The organism is Epibacterium sp. HA2-3, from assembly GCF_055693725.2.
Map to the genome: position 1 here is coordinate 2,418,224 of NZ_CM172490.1, position 16,305 is coordinate 2,434,528.

General features: G+C 59.2%; 15 protein-coding genes. 9 read left to right on the forward strand and 6 right to left on the reverse strand.

What is annotated here, in order from left to right:
- Nucleotides 1–7 precede the first annotated feature (7 nt).
- From ACZ1HH_RS11265 to ACZ1HH_RS11280, 4 genes are all read right to left on the reverse strand, one after another.
- Nucleotides 8–1,282, reverse strand: a complete 1,275-nt coding sequence (locus ACZ1HH_RS11265; RefSeq protein ID WP_472636674.1) for a GumC domain-containing protein — start codon at nucleotides 1,280–1,282, stop codon at nucleotides 8–10.
- 33 nt (nucleotides 1,283–1,315) lie between these two features.
- Nucleotides 1,316–2,506, reverse strand: coding sequence for a CpsD/CapB family tyrosine-protein kinase (locus tag ACZ1HH_RS11270; RefSeq protein ID WP_472636675.1), 1,191 nt, complete (start codon nucleotides 2,504–2,506; stop codon nucleotides 1,316–1,318).
- A 151-nt stretch (nucleotides 2,507–2,657) separates the two neighbouring features.
- Nucleotides 2,658–3,371, reverse strand: coding sequence for a sugar transferase (locus ACZ1HH_RS11275; RefSeq protein WP_168610599.1), 714 nt, complete (start codon nucleotides 3,369–3,371; stop codon nucleotides 2,658–2,660).
- A 370-nt stretch (nucleotides 3,372–3,741) separates the two neighbouring features.
- A complete protein-coding gene (locus ACZ1HH_RS11280) occupies nucleotides 3,742–4,770 on the reverse strand; it encodes an AraC family transcriptional regulator (RefSeq protein ID WP_044026888.1) in 1,029 nt (342 codons plus the stop codon).
- A gap of 461 nt (nucleotides 4,771–5,231) precedes the next feature.
- On the opposite strand from ACZ1HH_RS11280, the gene ACZ1HH_RS11285 reads away from it, so the two are divergent.
- Nucleotides 5,232–6,038, forward strand: coding sequence for a 2-dehydro-3-deoxygalactonokinase (locus ACZ1HH_RS11285; protein ID WP_472636676.1), 807 nt, complete (start codon nucleotides 5,232–5,234; stop codon nucleotides 6,036–6,038).
- A 33-nt stretch (nucleotides 6,039–6,071) separates the two neighbouring features.
- On the opposite strand, the gene ACZ1HH_RS11290 is transcribed toward ACZ1HH_RS11285, so the two are convergent.
- Nucleotides 6,072–6,872 carry a TIGR03084 family metal-binding protein gene (locus tag ACZ1HH_RS11290; RefSeq protein ID WP_487320281.1) on the reverse strand — a complete coding sequence of 267 codons (801 nt, stop codon included), beginning with the start codon at nucleotides 6,870–6,872 and terminating at the stop codon, nucleotides 6,072–6,074.
- A 112-nt stretch (nucleotides 6,873–6,984) separates the two neighbouring features.
- Nucleotides 6,985–8,106, reverse strand: coding sequence for a THUMP domain-containing class I SAM-dependent RNA methyltransferase (locus ACZ1HH_RS11295; RefSeq protein ID WP_487320282.1), 1,122 nt, complete (start codon nucleotides 8,104–8,106; stop codon nucleotides 6,985–6,987).
- A 275-nt stretch (nucleotides 8,107–8,381) separates the two neighbouring features.
- Between ACZ1HH_RS11295 and ACZ1HH_RS11300 the strand changes: the two genes are divergently transcribed.
- The 8 genes from ACZ1HH_RS11300 to ACZ1HH_RS11335 all read left to right on the forward strand — a co-directional run bounded on the left by ACZ1HH_RS11300 (nucleotide 8,382) and on the right by ACZ1HH_RS11335 (nucleotide 16,255).
- Nucleotides 8,382–10,115 (forward strand): ABC transporter substrate-binding protein, encoded by a 1,734-nt coding sequence (locus ACZ1HH_RS11300; RefSeq protein WP_011539736.1) that lies wholly within the window; start codon nucleotides 8,382–8,384, stop codon nucleotides 10,113–10,115.
- A 197-nt stretch (nucleotides 10,116–10,312) separates the two neighbouring features.
- Nucleotides 10,313–11,389 carry an ABC transporter ATP-binding protein gene (locus ACZ1HH_RS11305; protein ID WP_472636677.1) on the forward strand — a complete coding sequence of 359 codons (1,077 nt, stop codon included), beginning with the start codon at nucleotides 10,313–10,315 and terminating at the stop codon, nucleotides 11,387–11,389.
- 9 nt (nucleotides 11,390–11,398) lie between these two features.
- On the forward strand, nucleotides 11,399–12,472 hold the full coding sequence (locus tag ACZ1HH_RS11310) for an ABC transporter ATP-binding protein (RefSeq protein WP_011539738.1): 1,074 nt from the start codon (nucleotides 11,399–11,401) through the stop codon (nucleotides 12,470–12,472).
- A 5-nt stretch (nucleotides 12,473–12,477) separates the two neighbouring features.
- Nucleotides 12,478–13,341 (forward strand): carbohydrate ABC transporter permease, encoded by an 864-nt coding sequence (locus ACZ1HH_RS11315; protein WP_011539739.1) that lies wholly within the window; start codon nucleotides 12,478–12,480, stop codon nucleotides 13,339–13,341.
- Nucleotides 13,342–13,352: 11 nt separating this feature from the next.
- Nucleotides 13,353–14,150, forward strand: a complete 798-nt coding sequence (locus tag ACZ1HH_RS11320) for a carbohydrate ABC transporter permease (RefSeq protein ID WP_011539740.1) — start codon at nucleotides 13,353–13,355, stop codon at nucleotides 14,148–14,150.
- 1 nt (nucleotide 14,151) lies between these two features.
- Nucleotides 14,152–14,430: a DUF2160 domain-containing protein gene (locus ACZ1HH_RS11325; protein WP_011539741.1), complete on the forward strand. Its 279-nt coding sequence runs from the start codon at nucleotides 14,152–14,154 to the stop codon at nucleotides 14,428–14,430.
- 297 nt (nucleotides 14,431–14,727) lie between these two features.
- A complete protein-coding gene (locus ACZ1HH_RS11330; protein ID WP_044026890.1) occupies nucleotides 14,728–15,123 on the forward strand; it encodes a BlaI/MecI/CopY family transcriptional regulator in 396 nt (131 codons plus the stop codon).
- Nucleotides 15,113–16,255 carry a M56 family metallopeptidase gene (locus tag ACZ1HH_RS11335; RefSeq protein ID WP_472636678.1) on the forward strand — a complete coding sequence of 381 codons (1,143 nt, stop codon included), beginning with the start codon at nucleotides 15,113–15,115 and terminating at the stop codon, nucleotides 16,253–16,255. The genes ACZ1HH_RS11330 and ACZ1HH_RS11335 overlap by 11 nt, the downstream gene beginning before the upstream one ends.
- The last annotated feature ends 50 nt before the right edge of the window (nucleotides 16,256–16,305 follow it).

A 16,305-nucleotide genomic window follows, 5' to 3' on the forward strand; every position in this document is an offset into this window, starting at 1 on the left:
CTAATGCCTAGCTACGCGCGTGCCGTTCCGTGCCGCGTCCGCCCAGCGCAAAGAGGCGTGCAAACAGACCTTTTTTACGCGTCGTCAGAACCGGGATCGTCACCACCGGGGACAGGCCGGTTTCCCGCTTCATCTGCCCGCTCGACCGCAGAACCGGATGGCGCAGGTCTAGGGCAAAGGCCGCAAGAACCCCCAAGACAAAGCTCGCAAGGGCGCCCTTGATCGCCAAAGACTTGCGGCCACCGCCCATCGCATAATCCGGCAGCGGTGCTGGCTCGATCACCCGCAGACGCTCGCCTTGACTGGCGGTCTCCAGTCGGAACCCGACCTCGGCCTCGGCGCGACGCGCGGTGATAACTTCAAGCTCGGACTGCATCTGCTGTTGACGCCGCTCATAGCTGGCCAATTGGCGATCCACGTCCGGGGTGAGTTCGAGAGACGCCTCCAGTTCGGAGCGGCGATCCACAAGCAGCTGGCGCTGCGCTGTCAAGCTTTCGAGCTGGGCGTCGAACTCTTCGCGAACCCGGCGCGCATAGGCTTCACGTTGTGTTGCCTCGGCCTCCTCAGCACCTTTGCGCAATTCGATCTCTTGTCGCGCGAGTTCCAGCAGGCTTTCATTGATCGCCGTAATTTCCGCGCCTCGCATCTCGATTGCACCGGGCAAGGTCACGGCGTTCTCGTGCCTGAAGTTGGCAATCTCTTCCTCAAGCGCCGTGATGTCACGCACCAATGCCGCTTCTTTTTCATTGAAGAAGAGCAAGGTTTCGCGCGCCTCGGCGAGCCGGGTGTTCTGGCTGAGGGCAATGGTGCGCTTGGAAAATTCGCGCGCGACGGCCTGCGCTTGCTCGCGGGTCGGCATATTCGCGGTGATCGTAAGCACCGAGATCGCGCCATCGTCGGACCCGCCTTCGCGGGCCGCGGCGGTCCCCATCAAGGAAACAGAGTTGCGCATCAGGGGGACAATTTCGGAATCCAGAAGCCCGGGACGTTCCGCAAAGAGGTCAAGCTGATCCACGATTTCTAGGATCGTTCCGCGCGCCATCAGCTGTTGTTCGATCAATTGGATACGTCGTGCAGAGGACCCCTCCGCAGTCGAGCGCGCCAGATCTCCGGCAATCTTTGGACGGGTAATCTGGATCACTTCGGTGCTGGAATAGATCGGCTGCTGCTGCAGCGCCAGCCAGACCGACACCACACAGCCCAGAAATGTGACGACAACGATCAGCCACACACGGCGGCGCAGCATGTCGATGAAATCTGCAATGGAATAGATAGACGCCATATTGAAATCTGTCCTCTTTTCCCGCGAGCCGTTTCAGGCGCCGCCGGAAAACTCATCCTCGTTGCGGGCACGGTTCAAAACCACCCCGAGAAGCTGGGTGTGCCCTGCAAGCATTTTCTCGCAGGCTTTGAGGTGACGCGCCGTTGTCTGGCTGCCATCCGAGACCAACAAAACGCCGTCGACCTGAGGCAGAAAGGCCGCCACATCATCGTTGTGAAGCACGGGCGGCAAATCGAACAACACGACATCGGCGCGGGTGCGCTCGACCAGATCGTCGATGATCGATGCACAACGGGTTTCGTGGAGCACTTCGGCAGCGTTGTGAAAGGTCGACGTATTCAGACCCAATGCAAGCCGGTCGGACGCGGCCACGAGATGCTCCTCGAGACGGATCTCACCGCGGAGGAACCCAAGCATATCGCCATTGTAAAGCGCCGAGCGTTCGAGGCCCAAGCTGCGGGCGATACCGGGATTGCGCAGGTTCATATCCATCAGCACCGTGCGGCTGTTGGGGACGCGTGCAAGGCTCAAGGCCAGATTGGCCGCGGTGAAGCTCGCGCCACATCCCGGTGTCGGACCACAGACAGCAACACGTTTCCACCCATGCGCCCGCAGGCTGTGCAGCATGCGGGTCCGCAACAGATCAAACGCGCGCGCCGTCGGCGAACTCCGGAAGAAATCCACCAGTGGCAGACGGCTGCGACGCTCGTTAAGCCCCGTCACTTCTACATGTCGCATGATATGCCAGGGGTCCGGCAAGGCGGCTGGCAAGCTGGCGTTGGCCTCACGTTGCGACGGCGGCGCAATATCGATCTGCGCGGCGGGCGTTACCGATGCGTCCTGCTCGGGCCGGCTCTCTCTCGAGGCCGGTTGCCGCGCGACACGACTGGCTGCAACAGACGTGTCATCATCAGCAGGCTGAAAGCGCCTCGCACTGCGTCGAGCGGTTAGGCTTTCGCGCGTCTCCGCGTGCACATCCGTCTCTACTTCTGCGGGCGACGGGCGCGAGGGCCGCGTCGGGCGCACCGGTGTCACAGGCGCAGAAGCCTCTTTGACCGACGGCTTCGACTGATCTGCCGGGGCACGATCAGCTGAAGGACGGTTCACAGAGACACGGTCGGCAGTTGACGGTTCCGAAGTTGAGGCAGAACGCACGACATCCTGCGCAGGCGTTTCTTCACGCTTGCGCCGCCGCCGAAACTTTCTGAACCCGTGGTCCGTCATCCGTGTCTCTTTATCCTCTCTCAAACATAGGACAGAGGCTATGTTTTCACCATCACGATCTACGTAGTCTTTCACATAGCACCTATCAAAACTCTGCGAGCGCTTCGCTCTTGGCCCGTTTGTCCGTATGCAGGCGGGAAAACGGGCGCCGTCAGTACCCGGTGCTGCGCAATATGACACCAAGGGTCCTGAACAAAATGTTCAGATCTTCCTTGAAGGAGAGATTGCGGCAATAGGCCTCGTCAATTCGTGCACGATCCGCAAAGCTGGTCTCGTTGCGTTCGCCCACCTGCCAGGGACCGGTGATACCCGGGCGCAGCGCGAAATATGCATCGGCTTTGCCATAGATCGACAGCTGATCCACCATCATGGGGCGTGCACCAACAAGGCTCATATCGCCGATCAGCACGTTCCAAAGCTGGGGCAACTCGTCCAGCGACGTCACCCGCATCATCCGACCCAATCGGGTCACGCGCGGGTCATCCTTGAGCTTCTGATCGCGCTCCCACTCGCGGCGCAGCTCTGGATCACGCGCGAGGTGCCATTGTAGCAGCGCCTCGGCATCGGGCACCATCGTGCGGAGTTTCAGCATGGAAAACACGCGACCGTCTTTGCCCAATCGCTTTTGCCGATAGAAAGGAGACCCGCTCTCGAACCAAAGCGCAACAACGCAGGCCAAAAGCAACGGAAGGGCAATCGGAAGGGCAAGCAGAACCAAGCCGATGTCGAGTGCACGCTTGCCAAAAGCCGCGTAGCCCCCGTGTGAATAGATGGGAGCAACCTCGCGGAGCGCTTCCGCCAGTGCAATCTCTGGAAAATCGCGCCCTGTCGGGCGTCTCAACGCCCCGTGATCGAGTGTTTTCATGTTCAACCCCCAAATATTCACACATCACTCAGACCTCCGAGAAGGTGACGTCGCTCTCCAATCCCTCGGAAAGCTTTGCCATCGGCGCGACCCATGCCCCCGCAGTGTGGTCGGTTCGATCTGTTGTTGCCCTTTGAGCGCATGCAGCTGCGCCCTGTTGTTATCTTACGAATACCGAATTTATCGAAAAATCGACTTAAATCTGTCCAAATGGTTACCTTGCCCCCGAATGGAGCTTTTACGTCGCCAATTGCGGAAACAATCCCCTTTTCGCGGATCGATTGTAGCCAGACATTATGATTGCGCGCCCCGACGAACAGGAATCACATTCACAGAGGGGAATGTTGGTTACACCCATACTCTATTGATTTCAGGACTTCACAGCAGCCTCTTTGAGCGCATCGCTCCGATAGCTTCCGGGACTTTGGTCGTACCAACGCCTGAAGGCGTCATTGAAACTGCTCAGGCTAGAGTAACCCAAAGCAAAGGAGATCTCCGAGAGGGATTTCTCGTTTTGCTGGAGGTAGCGCAGGGCCAGTGATTTTCGCACCCCCTCCAGGATCGCAAAGAAGCTCGTCCCCTCGCTGGCAAGCTTCCGGGACAGCGTGCGCTGGCTCATATCCAGCGACTCTGCCACTTGCGCCAGGCTGGCATCTCCTTCTGACATGCCGTCCATAATCAGCCGCTCAACGGTGATCGACAGATCATTGCTGTTCCTGTCCGGGCGGCGGCGCAACAGCTCCGCATGCTCCAGCAGGAGCCTCAGCAAGCCTGCATCTGCACTACGCAAGGGCTGGCGCAGATCCTGTTCGCGAAAGGTCAGGCGATTCAGGCGCCCGCGGTAGGTTGGTTTGACACCAAAGGCCAGGACCGCCTGCTCTGAGGAGGATGGCGCAGTATGGGTGAACTCAACCCCTACCGGCGCAACCGCACCGGTGCAGAGGGTTTTTAAGCTACGAACCAAGAGGGTAGCGATGAACTCGCTCCAGTGACGCAGATCCAGTTTACCCTGCGATCCAAAGTCCCAGCGCAGATCCACAAGCCCGCCACTGGCGGAGGCAGAGACGACCTCAAAGACATTACTGAGGCGGCTTAGAGTGTACAGCGCCTCGCCAGCAGTCTCCGAGGCGCTTACCGCATAGCCCACAAGTCCTGCATCACGCAGCGTGCATTGATAGGCTAAAGCGTAGCCAATCGACGTGTCGTTGCACACCCTCTCCGCCAGCCCGAAGACCAAGGAGTGTTCATAAACAGGGAGCACCTGAGCGCTCGAGCTCAGAGGTTCAGAGATTGCGAGCTTTTGGGCTAGCATGTTCTCGAAGTCATGCCCCTGACCGGTTACGTATTCGACCAGCCGGTTGATAAAGACCCCACCATTGGGGGCAAAAACATCCTTCACCACTCGCCTCCCGTACGCGCTCCGCATCTTTTGGAACGTTGGCACGGAACAGGAACGAAAAACTGTCGATGTTTCGTCGTTGTTGTTCTGTAGCCGTGCATTCCGAAGTCCTCGCAGATAGGCATACCCCATGTTTTCGCATGGGTTAACAGATTTCAAAAAATTACATAGTCAGCCGACAGGAAGTGAGGCAAAAGTTCCTGACTGTTGCCTTCATGGCAACGTTTCAACCATTAAACTTAGCAACACAACCTTGCCTTGAACGCCATCTTGGTGCGATCTCTGACAAATATGAGTGTTGCTGAGATGTTTAAAATTCGCACTATAGCATCCGCGTAATTTGCCAAACCAAAAGTATAGCGCACCTATCCTGAGTGCGCATTTCACGGGATGATTGAATTTTGCGCTTTTCCAAGGCATCAATGCCACCCGAGATTCAGAATACGGAATAGCCGCGTCACATGTCCCAGCTTGCCGACACCTGGTTTGCCTTTGACCAAACCCATCGCCCCGCTCGATTGTGGCGGATGCGCAATGCCTCTGCGGATGGGACGGTCCACATTGCTCACAGCCTCGACGAGGCCCGCGAGATCGCGCAGGACGCCTCACTTGTGACCCATGCTGCCTCCGACGGGTTGGCGCTGACCCTGCCAGCAGCAACCGCAGATCTGAGGCTCGCACCCAAGGACGGTGTCTTGCGCCTTGCGGCTATGGCCCAGACCAAACCGCACGCATGGCTGAGCGCTGCCTGCGTTCGCATCAAGGGCTTCCTGGAACTCAACAAGGACTGGGACGGCGTGTTATGCTTGCCGGGATTTGACACAACCTACTGGGTGCTCATCAGCGCCAATGAAGTGGTGAGCGTCCTCGGCTTTGTAACCTCACCTGTGGTGGAGGCGCTCTCTCCCGTTGCTCTGGATACCGAGATCGATCGAGATGCGCTTGTGGCCCCGCTTCAGGATGTCATGTCAAAGCCAGAGGCCCTTGCCCTGCGTCTCGCAGAGAGCCGCAGCCAATGGCAGAATACGGCGCTGAATGATGCGCGCGCGCACAGTCAGATATGGGGTGCAGCGCTTGGCGCGGAGCTTGCAGCAGCGCGGGCCTATTGGCTCGGCCAGAACATCGCGTTGATTGCGCCCTCTGCGCTGACCGCGCCCTACAAGGCAGCGCTTGCCAGCCAATATGTCCCCTTCACCGAAGCCGACGAAGCCCAGATGACCCTTAAGGGCTTCGCCTCGGCTTACGCCGCCTACACCCAGTCCACCTAAGAGCGCTCAGACGCGCAGCATTGCGACATCGGGTCAGCTCGGGGCGCAGAAACGCGTGCCCGGTGCAGGGGGAGAGTTTGGTGGCCCAGCAAAACACTGCGCCTGCTGCATCCAACGCTCCGCCACCTCCGAGTTTGCTTTAACGGCAGTGTCCTTCCAGTTGCGCGTCTGCGCGACGATTTGAGCAAACTCGACCGCGGACCCGGTGACGCGATTGGCTTCCTGCGGCGCATTCCAGCTCCAGATCGCACCAGAAGGGGCGGTCAGCTCCACATAGGGCGCAGGCTCTGGGACGTCCTGTCCCCAGACCCGAAAACTCCACCCGAACGTAGCGACCCCAAGATGCGCGATATTGCGGATGCGATCGCTCTCGTGACGGGTCTCGCCAAGGAGATCAAAAATTGCCTGTCCGTGTGACCAGGTTTCCATCTGTCGTGCCGTGATGGAGCTAAGGGCGCTCATTTCTGGGCCAAGCCATTTGACCCGCGCTTTGGGATCAGCCGCTTCATAGGCCTCTGCGACGCGCGCGGCGCCCTGTTGCCAGGCGTCGAACAGGGCGCGCCCTTGCAGATCCCCAAGCCAAGGAAACTGCAAATCGAGGATCTTGCCCCCCGAGGAGAACCTCTCCATGGCAGGAGCCATCATCGCGTCAAACGCGTCCGCTCCGGCCAGGGCAGCTTCGGCGGCGGCATTGAAGAAATGAAGATGACCAAGGATGTCGTCGACGGTCCAGGATTTGAACTGCGTTTTCGTGGCAAAGATGCGATCCGGCGCGGCCTCAAGGCAACGCGCCAAGATCTGGCTTTCCTCAAGAAAATCGCTGGCTTGCTGCATGTCGCCCTCCCGTTGGCACTTCTCGCGTCACAAGAGAGCCGCGCGGACCTGTCTTTGCAAGCCGCGATCTTCTGCGTGACGCAACGGATGGTGCGGGGTTGAGGCCCCGCGCTTAGGGGAGAGGGGCGGTCTGAAACAGGCGCACCTTCAAGCCGCCGTGCGCAATTGGCGCGCCAACGGGCAAGAATGGCAAGCCGGTGGCGCGCGCAAGGGCGGTATCGCTGGTGACGATCCCGACGCGCCACCCGGAAAACCGCGTTTTCAACACCTCGCCCATGGCGCCATAGACCGCAAACAGCTGTTTTTTGTTGCCAATCCTTGCCCCATAGGGGGGGTTGACCATCACGAGCCCCGCCGGACCTTCGGGACGTTGCAGGTCACTGACGGCGGCATGGGTAAAGTGGCAAATCCCCTCCACGCCAGCGCGGTCGGCGTTCTGACTAGCCATCTCGATGGCACCCGTATTTCGATCCGAACCAAAATACCGACACTCGGTGAGAACTGCCTCTGGCATGCTTGCCTTGAGATTGGTCCAGGCGGCCGCATCGTGATTTGCTAGCTGCTCAAAGGCAAACGACCGGCTGCGCCCCGCAGTGAGGCCGGACGCGATTTCTGCGGCCTCGATCACAAATGTCCCCGACCCGCACATCGGATCCACGACAGGTTCGCTCCCGTCATAGCCGCAGGCGCGCAACAGCAGCGCCGCGAGGGTTTCGCGCATCGGGGCCTTGCCAACAGCGACCTTGTGGCCGCGTTTATGCAGGCCCTCGCCAGAGGTATCGACACTGAAAATACAGGTGTTGTCGTCAATCCGAACCTTGAGCGTCACCGGCGCATCAGGAGCGATTGGCGCACCGAGTTCCTCGGTGATGGCGGTCTCGATCCGCTGCGTGGCTGCTCCCGCATGATAGATCTTGGACTTCTTGTTGGTGACCACCTCAACCTTGACCGGTACGTCCTTGCGCAGAACATCCCCCCACGGGAATTTTCGCGCGCGCTTATCCAGCTGGGCAAGGTGGAAGGCGCGAAAAGAACCGATCCGCGCCAGAACACGCGTCGCACCACGCAGCACCAGATTGGCGCGTCGCACGTCCTCCCAAGTGCCTTCAAAGCTCACACCCCCAGCAACTTGGCGCGCCGCTTCAAACCCGGCCTCGCGGGCCTCTTCACACAGGACATGTTCCAGCCCCGGAGGAGCCACGAGAAAGATTTCAAAGGAGGTATTAGCCATCATGCGCCACCTCTTAGCTGGAATCACTGGGCGGGGGTATCCCTAATAAGACATCGTCAAAACGCGCGCCCACAGTGACGCACAGGCGCGTGCCTCCCCCGCAAACTGTGCAACAGAACGCGAGGTAAGGCACCATGAAGACGCAATATAGACATTTATTATCAATGCACTATACGATTACTAAATAATTAGTTTGACATCACGGCTGGCTCGGTGAAATCCTTTAGGCCAGTCAGATGGGCAAAACATCTGACCTTGCAGACTTTAGGGAGGAAAAGATGCGGAAGTATCTTTTGACCGCAGTTGCAGCCGGGGCTGTAATTGCGGCAACGGGTTCGTATGCCGATGAGGCAGCGGCCCAGAAATGGATCGACGAGGAGTTTCAGCCGTCGGTTCTGAGCAAAGCAGAACAACTTGCCGAGATGCAGTGGTTCATCAACGCCGCCGAGCCTTACAAGGGCATGGAGATCAACGTACTGTCCGAGGGCATCCCCACGCACAGCTACGAATCCGAGGTGCTGACCAAGGCGTTTGAGGAAATTACCGGCATCAAGGTGAACCACCAGATCCTGGGCGAAGGCGAGGTCGTTCAGGCCGTGCAGACCCAGATGCAGACCAAGCGGAACCTCTATGACGCATACGTCAACGACTCCGACCTGATCGGCACGCACTCGCGCCTGCAGCTCGCTTACAACCTGAGCGACATGATGGAAGGCGACTTCAAGGATGTGACCAACCCCGGTCTCGACCTTGACGATTTCATGGGCACCCAGTTCACCACTGGCCCCGATGGCGACCTCTACCAGCTGCCCGACCAGCAGTTTGCGAACCTCTACTGGTTCCGCAAAGACTGGTTCGACCGCGAAGATCTGAAGGCCGCCTTCAAAGAGAAATACGGCTACGAGCTGGGTGTTCCGGTCAACTGGTCCGCCTATGAAGACATTGCCGAGTTCTTCTCTGAAGATGTGAAAGAAATCGACGGCACCACCATCTACGGCCACATGGATTACGGCAAACGCGCGCCTGACCTCGGCTGGCGGATGACCGATGCGTGGCTCTCCATGGCCGGTGCGGGCTCCAAGGGTGAGCCGAACGGTGTTCCGATCGACGAATGGGGCATCCGTATGGAAGAAGGCACCTGTAACCCGGTGGGCGCAAGCGTCACCCGCGGTGGTGCTGCAAACGGCCCGGCAGCAGTCTATGCGATCCGCAAGTGGGACGAATGGCTGCGCAAATACGCACCTCCCGGTGCTGCGTCTTATGACTTCTACCAGTCTCTGCCCGCACTCGCTCAAGGCAACGTCGCGCAGCAGATCTTCTGGTACACCGCCTTTACCGCAGACATGGTGAAGCCGAAGTCCGAAGGCAACAACACCGTCGACGACAGCGGCACCCCGCTGTGGCGCATGGCACCGAGCCCGCATGGCCCATACTGGGAAGAAGGCCAGAAGGTTGGCTATCAGGACGTGGGCTCCTGGACCTTCCTCAACTCCACCCCGCTGGACCGCGCACAGGCCGCATGGCTCTATGCTCAGTTCGTCGTCTCCAAGACCGTCGACGTGAAGAAGTCCCACGTAGGTCTGACCTTCATTCGCGACAGCTCCGTCAACCACGAGAGCTTCACCGAGCGTGCGCCCAAACTGGGTGGCCTGGTGGAATTCTACCGTTCGCCCGACCGGACCGCATGGTCCCCGACCGGCATCAACGTGCCTGACTACCCCAAGCTGGCGCAGATCTGGTGGCAGCAGATTGGTGACGTGAACTCCGGTGCCTTCACCCCGCAAGAGGCGATGGATCGTCTGGCGCAGGAGATGGACATCACCATGGGTCGTATGCAGCGTGCAGACGAGCAGGCGAATGTCTATGGCGGCTGCGGCCCGCGTCTGAACGAAGAAAAAGACGCGGAGTGGTGGTACGCCAATGGCGGCGCCAAGCCGAAGCTGGAGAACGAAAAGCCGCAAGGCCAGACCGTCAACTATGACGAGCTGGTGGCGCGCTGGGCCGCGAACTGATCGCGCCTCACTCTCCCCGGGGATCCCTCCCCTGACGTGCCGGGCCCGATCTCACCTTGATCCGGGCCCGGCCCCACCTGCCCCGGCTGATTGGCCTGCTATGACGCAGCCCGCCGGCCGGGGTTTTTCCTTCGACACCACGATTGCCCCGCGCGCACGCTGACTTTGGGCGCTGGGCGGGAAAGCTCCATACCACCATGGCACTCGAACTCAGATCCGTGACCAAACGCGTGGGCGGTGATCTCCATATCAAGGAGACCTCCCTGACGCTCGAGCCCGGTCACTTCAACGTCCTTCTGGGCGCCACCGGGTCGGGAAAGACCTCTCTTATCAAGATGATGGCCGGGCTTGACCCGATTGCCTCCGGCTCTGTCCTCATGGACGGGCAGGACGTGACCCGCCTCAACACACAAAAGCGCAACATCAGCCTTGTGCATCAGTTTTTCATCAACTACCCGCACATGACGGTCTACGACAATATCGCCTCGCCACTCAAAGTTGCGGGTATGGCAAAGTCGGAACTTGATGACCGCGTGCAGGAAGCGGCGAAAATTCTGCAGCTCACCCCAATGTTGCATCGCCGCCCGCACGAGCTCTCTGGCGGTCAGCAGCAGCGGACCGCGCTGGCGCGTGCGATTGCAAAGGAAAGCCGCGCTGTCTTCCTAGACGAGCCGCTGGCGAACCTCGACTATAAGCTGCGCGAGGAATTGCGCGATCAGCTGCCGGAACTCTTTGCCGGTCGTGGCGCGGTTGTGGTCTATGCCACTTCTGAGCCCGAAGAGGCGCTCCTTCTTGGCGGCAAGACAGCACTCATGCGCGATGGCCGCGTGACCCAATTCGGCCCCACCGCAGAGATCTATCGCAATCCTGAAAACGTCGAAGCCGCACGCGTGTTCTCCGACCCGCCGATCAACACGGCGACAATCACCAAACAAGGCTTTGAGGCGCGTTTGGGGCCGGATGTGCGCTGGACCCTGGATGGCGCGGCTGCCAGCCTGAAGGACGGCACCTACACCATCGCAATCCGCCCGCATCATGTCACCCCGGTGGCATCCTCGGCAGGACTGGTAAAACTCAACGGTCGCGTGCAGGTTACAGAGCTATCCGGTTCCGAAAGCTCGGCGCATTTCGATCTTGCGGCCTCCGGGCAGGAAACCTCCTGGGTGTCCCTGAGCCACGGCGTCCACCCCTACGAGGTTGGCGAATTGCATGATTTCTATATGGACCCGCGGGCGGCATATGTCTTTGCCCCTGACGGCTCCCGCGTGGCGTGAGGCGACAACATGGCCAAGATTACACTGTCGAAACTGCGGCACAGCTACCTTTCAAATCCAAAATCCGACAGCGACTACGCGCTGAAGGAGATCGATCTTGATTGGCAGGACGGCGGCGCCTACGCGCTGCTCGGCCCGTCAGGCTGCGGCAAATCCACCCTGCTCAATATCATTTCGGGCCTTCTGGTGCCGTCTGAAGGGCAGATCCTCTTTGACGGTCAGGACGTCACCAAACTGCCCCCAGACCAGCGCAACATCGCACAGGTTTTTCAGTTCCCGGTCATCTACGACACCATGACCGTCTACGACAATCTGGCGTTTCCCCTGCGCAATCGTGGCCGGGACGAGGCCACAGTGGAACAGCGCGTCATGGCAATTGCCGAGATGCTCGAAGTCACCGAGATGCTGAACCAGAAGGCGGCGGGGCTGTCTCCTGACAACAAACAGAAGATCTCCATGGGCCGCGGCCTCGTGCGTGAGGACGTGAACGTAGTGATGTTCGACGAACCGCTCACGGTGATCGACCCGCATCTGAAGTGGAAACTCCGCTCCAAGCTCAAGGAGCTGCATCAGCGGGTCAAAGCGACCATGATCTACGTCACCCACGACCAGACAGAGGCGCTGACTTTTGCGGATCAGGTGGTCGTAATGCAGCTGGGTGAAGTGGTGCAGATCGGCACGCCGGTTGAGCTCTTCGAACGCCCTGCACATACCTTTGTGGGTCACTTCATCGGCTCTCCGGGCATGAACATCATTCCCTGCAGTTATGACGGCGCGGCGAAGGTCGAAGGTCACGACATTGTGCTGGAAGGGCCGGTGCGCGGCACCCCCAATGGTCAGACCGAAATCGGCATCCGTCCGGAGTTTGTGTCTCTCTCCGACAGCGGCCTGCCCGCGACTGTGACCAAAGTCTCGGACGTAGGGCGGCACACGGTCGTTGAATGCGACTGCCTTGGTCACAAGGTGAATGCCGTGATCGAAGAGGGCGCAGCACCTGAAAAAGGGGCGCAAACCCACCTCGCCTTCCGCCAAGACCAGACCCGCCTTTATGTGGATGGCTGGCTCGCCACTGATCCGGAGTAACAAAGATGAAAACCGAAAATCAAAAAGCCTGGTTCTTTGTGCTGCCGGTCCTGCTGCTGGTGGCTTTCAACGCGCTCATTCCGATGATGACCGTCGTCAACTACTCCGTACAGGAGACCTTTGGGGACAACGTGTTTTTCTGGCAGGGTCTGGACTGGTTCCAGCAGATCCTGCGTTCGGACCGTTTCCATGCCGCGCTGGGGCGTCAGTTCCTCTTCACCTTCCTGATCCTCATTATCGAGGTGCCGCTTGGTATCGCCATTGCGCTCTCCATGCCGCGCAAGGGGTTCTGGGTACCGGTTTGCCTCGTGCTGATGGCGCTGCCGATGCTCATTCCGTGGAACGTGGTTGGTGCAATGTGGAACATCTTCACCCTTCCTGACATCGGCCTGCTTGGCTATTTTCTGAACCATGTGCTCGGCATCAACTACGACATGACCCAAGATCCGGTCGCGGCATGGGTGACCATTGTCACCATGGACGTGTGGCACTGGACCTCACTTGTGGTGCTTCTGTCCTACGCCGGTCTCGTGTCGATCCCAGACGCCTATTATCAGGCAGCCAAGATCGACGGCGCGTCCAACTGGTCCGTGTTCCGCTACATCCAGCTGCCGAAGATGAAGACGGTTCTGACCATCGCGATCCTGTTGCGGTTCATGGACAGCTTCAACATCTACACCGAGCCCTTCGTGCTCACCGGCGGTGGTCCCGGCAACTCCACCACGCTCCTGTCGATCGACCTTGTGAAGATCGCACTTGGGCAGTTCGACCTCGGCCCCGCCGCCGCGATGTCGCTCATCTACTTTGCAATCACGCTTCTGGTCAGCTGGCTGTTCTACACGCTGATGACCAAAGACGACCAGAACTAAGGGAGGGTATGATGCAAAAACGATCCATCGTCCCCATCGTCTATATTCTCTTCCTCATGCTGCCGATCTATTGGCTCGTGGCGATGAGCTTTAAGACCACAAATGAGATCCTCTCCGGTTTCTCGCTCTTCCCGCAGACCTTTACGCTCGAAAACTATAAGGTGATCTTCACCGACCCGAGCTGGTACTGGGGCTACATAAACTCGATCCTTTACGTGTCGATCAACACGGTGATCTCCGTCGCGGTGGCGCTGCCTGCGGCCTATGCCTTCTCGCGCTATCGGTTCTTGGGCGACAAGCAGCTGTTCTTCTGGCTCTTGACCAACCGGATGGCCCCGGCCGCCGTTTTCGCCCTGCCCTTCTTTCAGCTCTATTCGGCTGTGGGGCTCTTTGACACGCATCTGGCTGTGGCACTGGCGCATTGCCTCTTTAACATTCCGCTGGCGGTCTGGATCCTCGAAGGCTTCATGGGTGGCGTGCCGAAAGAGCTGGATGAGACGGCCTATGTGGACGGCTATTCCTTCCCGCGCTTCTTCGTGTCGATCTTCTTGCCCGCCATCAAGGCTGGCGTGGGCGTGGCGGCGTTCTTCTGCTTCATGTTCTCCTGGGTGGAGCTCTTGCTGGCAAAGACCCTGACGGCCGTGGCTGCAAAGCCCATCGCAGCCACCATGACAAAGACCGCATCCTCTGCGGGCTATGAGCTGGGGCTTTTGGCAGCCGCAGGCACCTTGACCATCATTCCGGGCGCCATCGTGATCTATTTCGTCCGCAACTACATCGCGAAGGGCTTCGCGATGGGGAGAGTTTGATATGTTGAGCTGGATGGCCTGGACCTGGCCCACCGCCCTTGTCTTCATCGGGATCTTCTCTGCCATTGGCGTTCTGATCCTCTTGGAAATCCGCAACCCTGGCGGGGATGCCCGCAAAGGTGTGCTTGGCCTCACCACAACACGCGGTGACCGGCTGTTCATCAGCCTCCTTGGCACCTCCTACATCTTCCTGGCCTGGCTGGGCCTGATGGGGATGCCGCTCTGGACACCGCTAGGGCTCGCGATTGCATGGGGCATCTTCTGTTTCTGGAAGGTGTGACCGCCCGCACGGCAAAGTCAAAACCGGTCCTGAGGGCACGTCTGCCCCTCAGGACCACCCCAGCCCCGACAAAAGCCCCCTGCGCCATAACCGGACATGTCTAAGATCCAGCGCATCTCTTCTGGCGGACAATCGGCGCGCGGAAGCGCACAATTTAACACCCCTCAGATGGCGAAACACGCATCTTCTAAAAAAGTAGTTTTCGAAACCACCAAAATCCCCTACCCTCGCCTGTGATCTCTTACCGATCACTGCGACTTCTCCCCGGTCGCGGCCCGAACAGCAAAGCTTGGAAAAATGCGCAAGAAACAGACCCACTCCCTTCTGACCGAGGTTGAACTCGAATTCATGACCGTGGTCTGGGATCTCGAAAAAGGGTCCGTGCGCGACATTCTGGCTGAACTGAACAAAGTACAAGAGCGCGCCTACACTTCTGTGGCCACGGTCCTCAAGATCATGGAGCAAAAGGGCTTTTTGACCAGCGAGCGGGTTGACCGTTCCCTCGTTTATCGCCCTGCCATCCCGAAGGCCGAGTATCAGAAAACGTCGCTCAAAAACCTGTCGAGCAAGCTCTTCAACGATGCTCCCGCGGCCCTCGTGGCGCGGTTGGTCGATGATGAGGATATCACTGATGCCATGCTTGAGGAAATGCGGGCCTTGCTGAACGAAAGGCTGGGGGACAATGAAAGCTGATGCGCTTCTGAACTCATATATCGAACTGAACCTTCTGGTTTGTGCCGGCGCCCTGCTGTGGCTCGCCGCGCGTTGGGTTTTGCGACGAACGGCTCTGGCGACCGCCTATGGGCCGCAGCTGCGTTTGCTCAATGGGATGACTGTCCTACTGGCAGCTATGCCGTTCCTCGTTGTTGCCCTCAATGCCATGGGCATTGGTCACCCGCCCACCCTGTCGGATGTCCTCGTATCCCAATATCTGCAAGGCAATGTCGGCATGTCCGCAGTGCAGTTTGAATCGATGATTGGCCTGCGCGAAGATCTGGTCCGAGACCTCGTTTACGGCGCAACCTTTGGGAGCCGGGTTGCCACTGTCTTTGTGGTGATCGGAACAGCTGTCTCGCTCTTTTTGCTGGGCTCCGCCATTCTGCGCCTGCACCGTGCATTGGCCTCCGCCTATCGCTGGAAGCGCATTGGCCGCGTTGATCTGCTTTTGAGCGATGATACCGCAGTGGCATACTCCACCCGCGGCCTCTTCCGCCGGTATGTGGTGTTGCCGACGTCGCTGCTTAATGACCCGCAAGATCTGCGCCTGACACTGGCGCATGAGCTTCAGCATTTTCGCCAGAGAGATGTGGAAATCGCCTTTCTGATGGAATGCCTGCGACCACTCCTATTCTGGAACCCTGCCTTCTATCTTTGGCGCCGCGACATGCGGGCGGTCCGCGAATATGCCTGCGATCAGGCTCTTAGCACCAAGGGCCGCTTCGACCCGCGCAGCTATTGCGAATGTTTAATCCGCGCCACCGAACGGGCGCGCAAATCCCCTGTCTTCCTCAGCCCGCGCAGCCCCTCTGTCGCCCTGCTTGAGCGTCGCGAAATCTTGCATACGCCCATGCTTGCACGCCGCATCATCGCCGTTACAGAGCAGCCGCCACGCGGCCGGCTCGGGCTTGTCTGGGGAGGTGTCTCTACAGCCATTGGCTGCGCCGTTATCGCAACTGCCTTCCTGATCCAGCGCCCAACGGACTGGAGCCACGATCGGCTGATGCTCTCAACAGTGGTCAATCTGGAGCGCATGGCGCAGCGCAGTTCGAACCAGGTCGCCGGGCCGCAGTGGACAAGCTCCATTCTGATCCCCGCAGGTCGCTAAAAGACCCCAAGCCCCACCCTATCCGGATCGAGGCTTTGCCCATCGCGTTC

Coding starts and splice junctions, on each gene's coding strand:
- ACZ1HH_RS11295 (WP_487320282.1), bottom strand. CDS start 8,106: ATGATGGCTAATACCTCCTTTGAAATCTTTCTCGTGGCTCCTCCGGGG.
- ACZ1HH_RS11330 (WP_044026890.1), top strand. CDS start 14,728: ATGCGCAAGAAACAGACCCACTCCCTTCTGACCGAGGTTGAACTCGAA.
- ACZ1HH_RS11285 (WP_472636676.1), top strand. CDS start 5,232: ATGTCCCAGCTTGCCGACACCTGGTTTGCCTTTGACCAAACCCATCGC.
- ACZ1HH_RS11305 (WP_472636677.1), top strand. CDS start 10,313: ATGGCACTCGAACTCAGATCCGTGACCAAACGCGTGGGCGGTGATCTC.
- ACZ1HH_RS11315 (WP_011539739.1), top strand. CDS start 12,478: ATGAAAACCGAAAATCAAAAAGCCTGGTTCTTTGTGCTGCCGGTCCTG.
- ACZ1HH_RS11270 (WP_472636675.1), bottom strand. CDS start 2,506: ATGACGGACCACGGGTTCAGAAAGTTTCGGCGGCGGCGCAAGCGTGAA.
- ACZ1HH_RS11290 (WP_487320281.1), bottom strand. CDS start 6,872: ATGCAGCAAGCCAGCGATTTTCTTGAGGAAAGCCAGATCTTGGCGCGT.
- ACZ1HH_RS11310 (WP_011539738.1), top strand. CDS start 11,399: ATGGCCAAGATTACACTGTCGAAACTGCGGCACAGCTACCTTTCAAAT.
- ACZ1HH_RS11275 (WP_168610599.1), bottom strand. CDS start 3,371: ATGAAAACACTCGATCACGGGGCGTTGAGACGCCCGACAGGGCGCGAT.
- ACZ1HH_RS11265 (WP_472636674.1), bottom strand. CDS start 1,282: ATGGCGTCTATCTATTCCATTGCAGATTTCATCGACATGCTGCGCCGC.
- ACZ1HH_RS11335 (WP_472636678.1), top strand. CDS start 15,113: ATGAAAGCTGATGCGCTTCTGAACTCATATATCGAACTGAACCTTCTG.
- ACZ1HH_RS11320 (WP_011539740.1), top strand. CDS start 13,353: ATGCAAAAACGATCCATCGTCCCCATCGTCTATATTCTCTTCCTCATG.
- ACZ1HH_RS11325 (WP_011539741.1), top strand. CDS start 14,152: ATGTTGAGCTGGATGGCCTGGACCTGGCCCACCGCCCTTGTCTTCATC.
- ACZ1HH_RS11300 (WP_011539736.1), top strand. CDS start 8,382: ATGCGGAAGTATCTTTTGACCGCAGTTGCAGCCGGGGCTGTAATTGCG.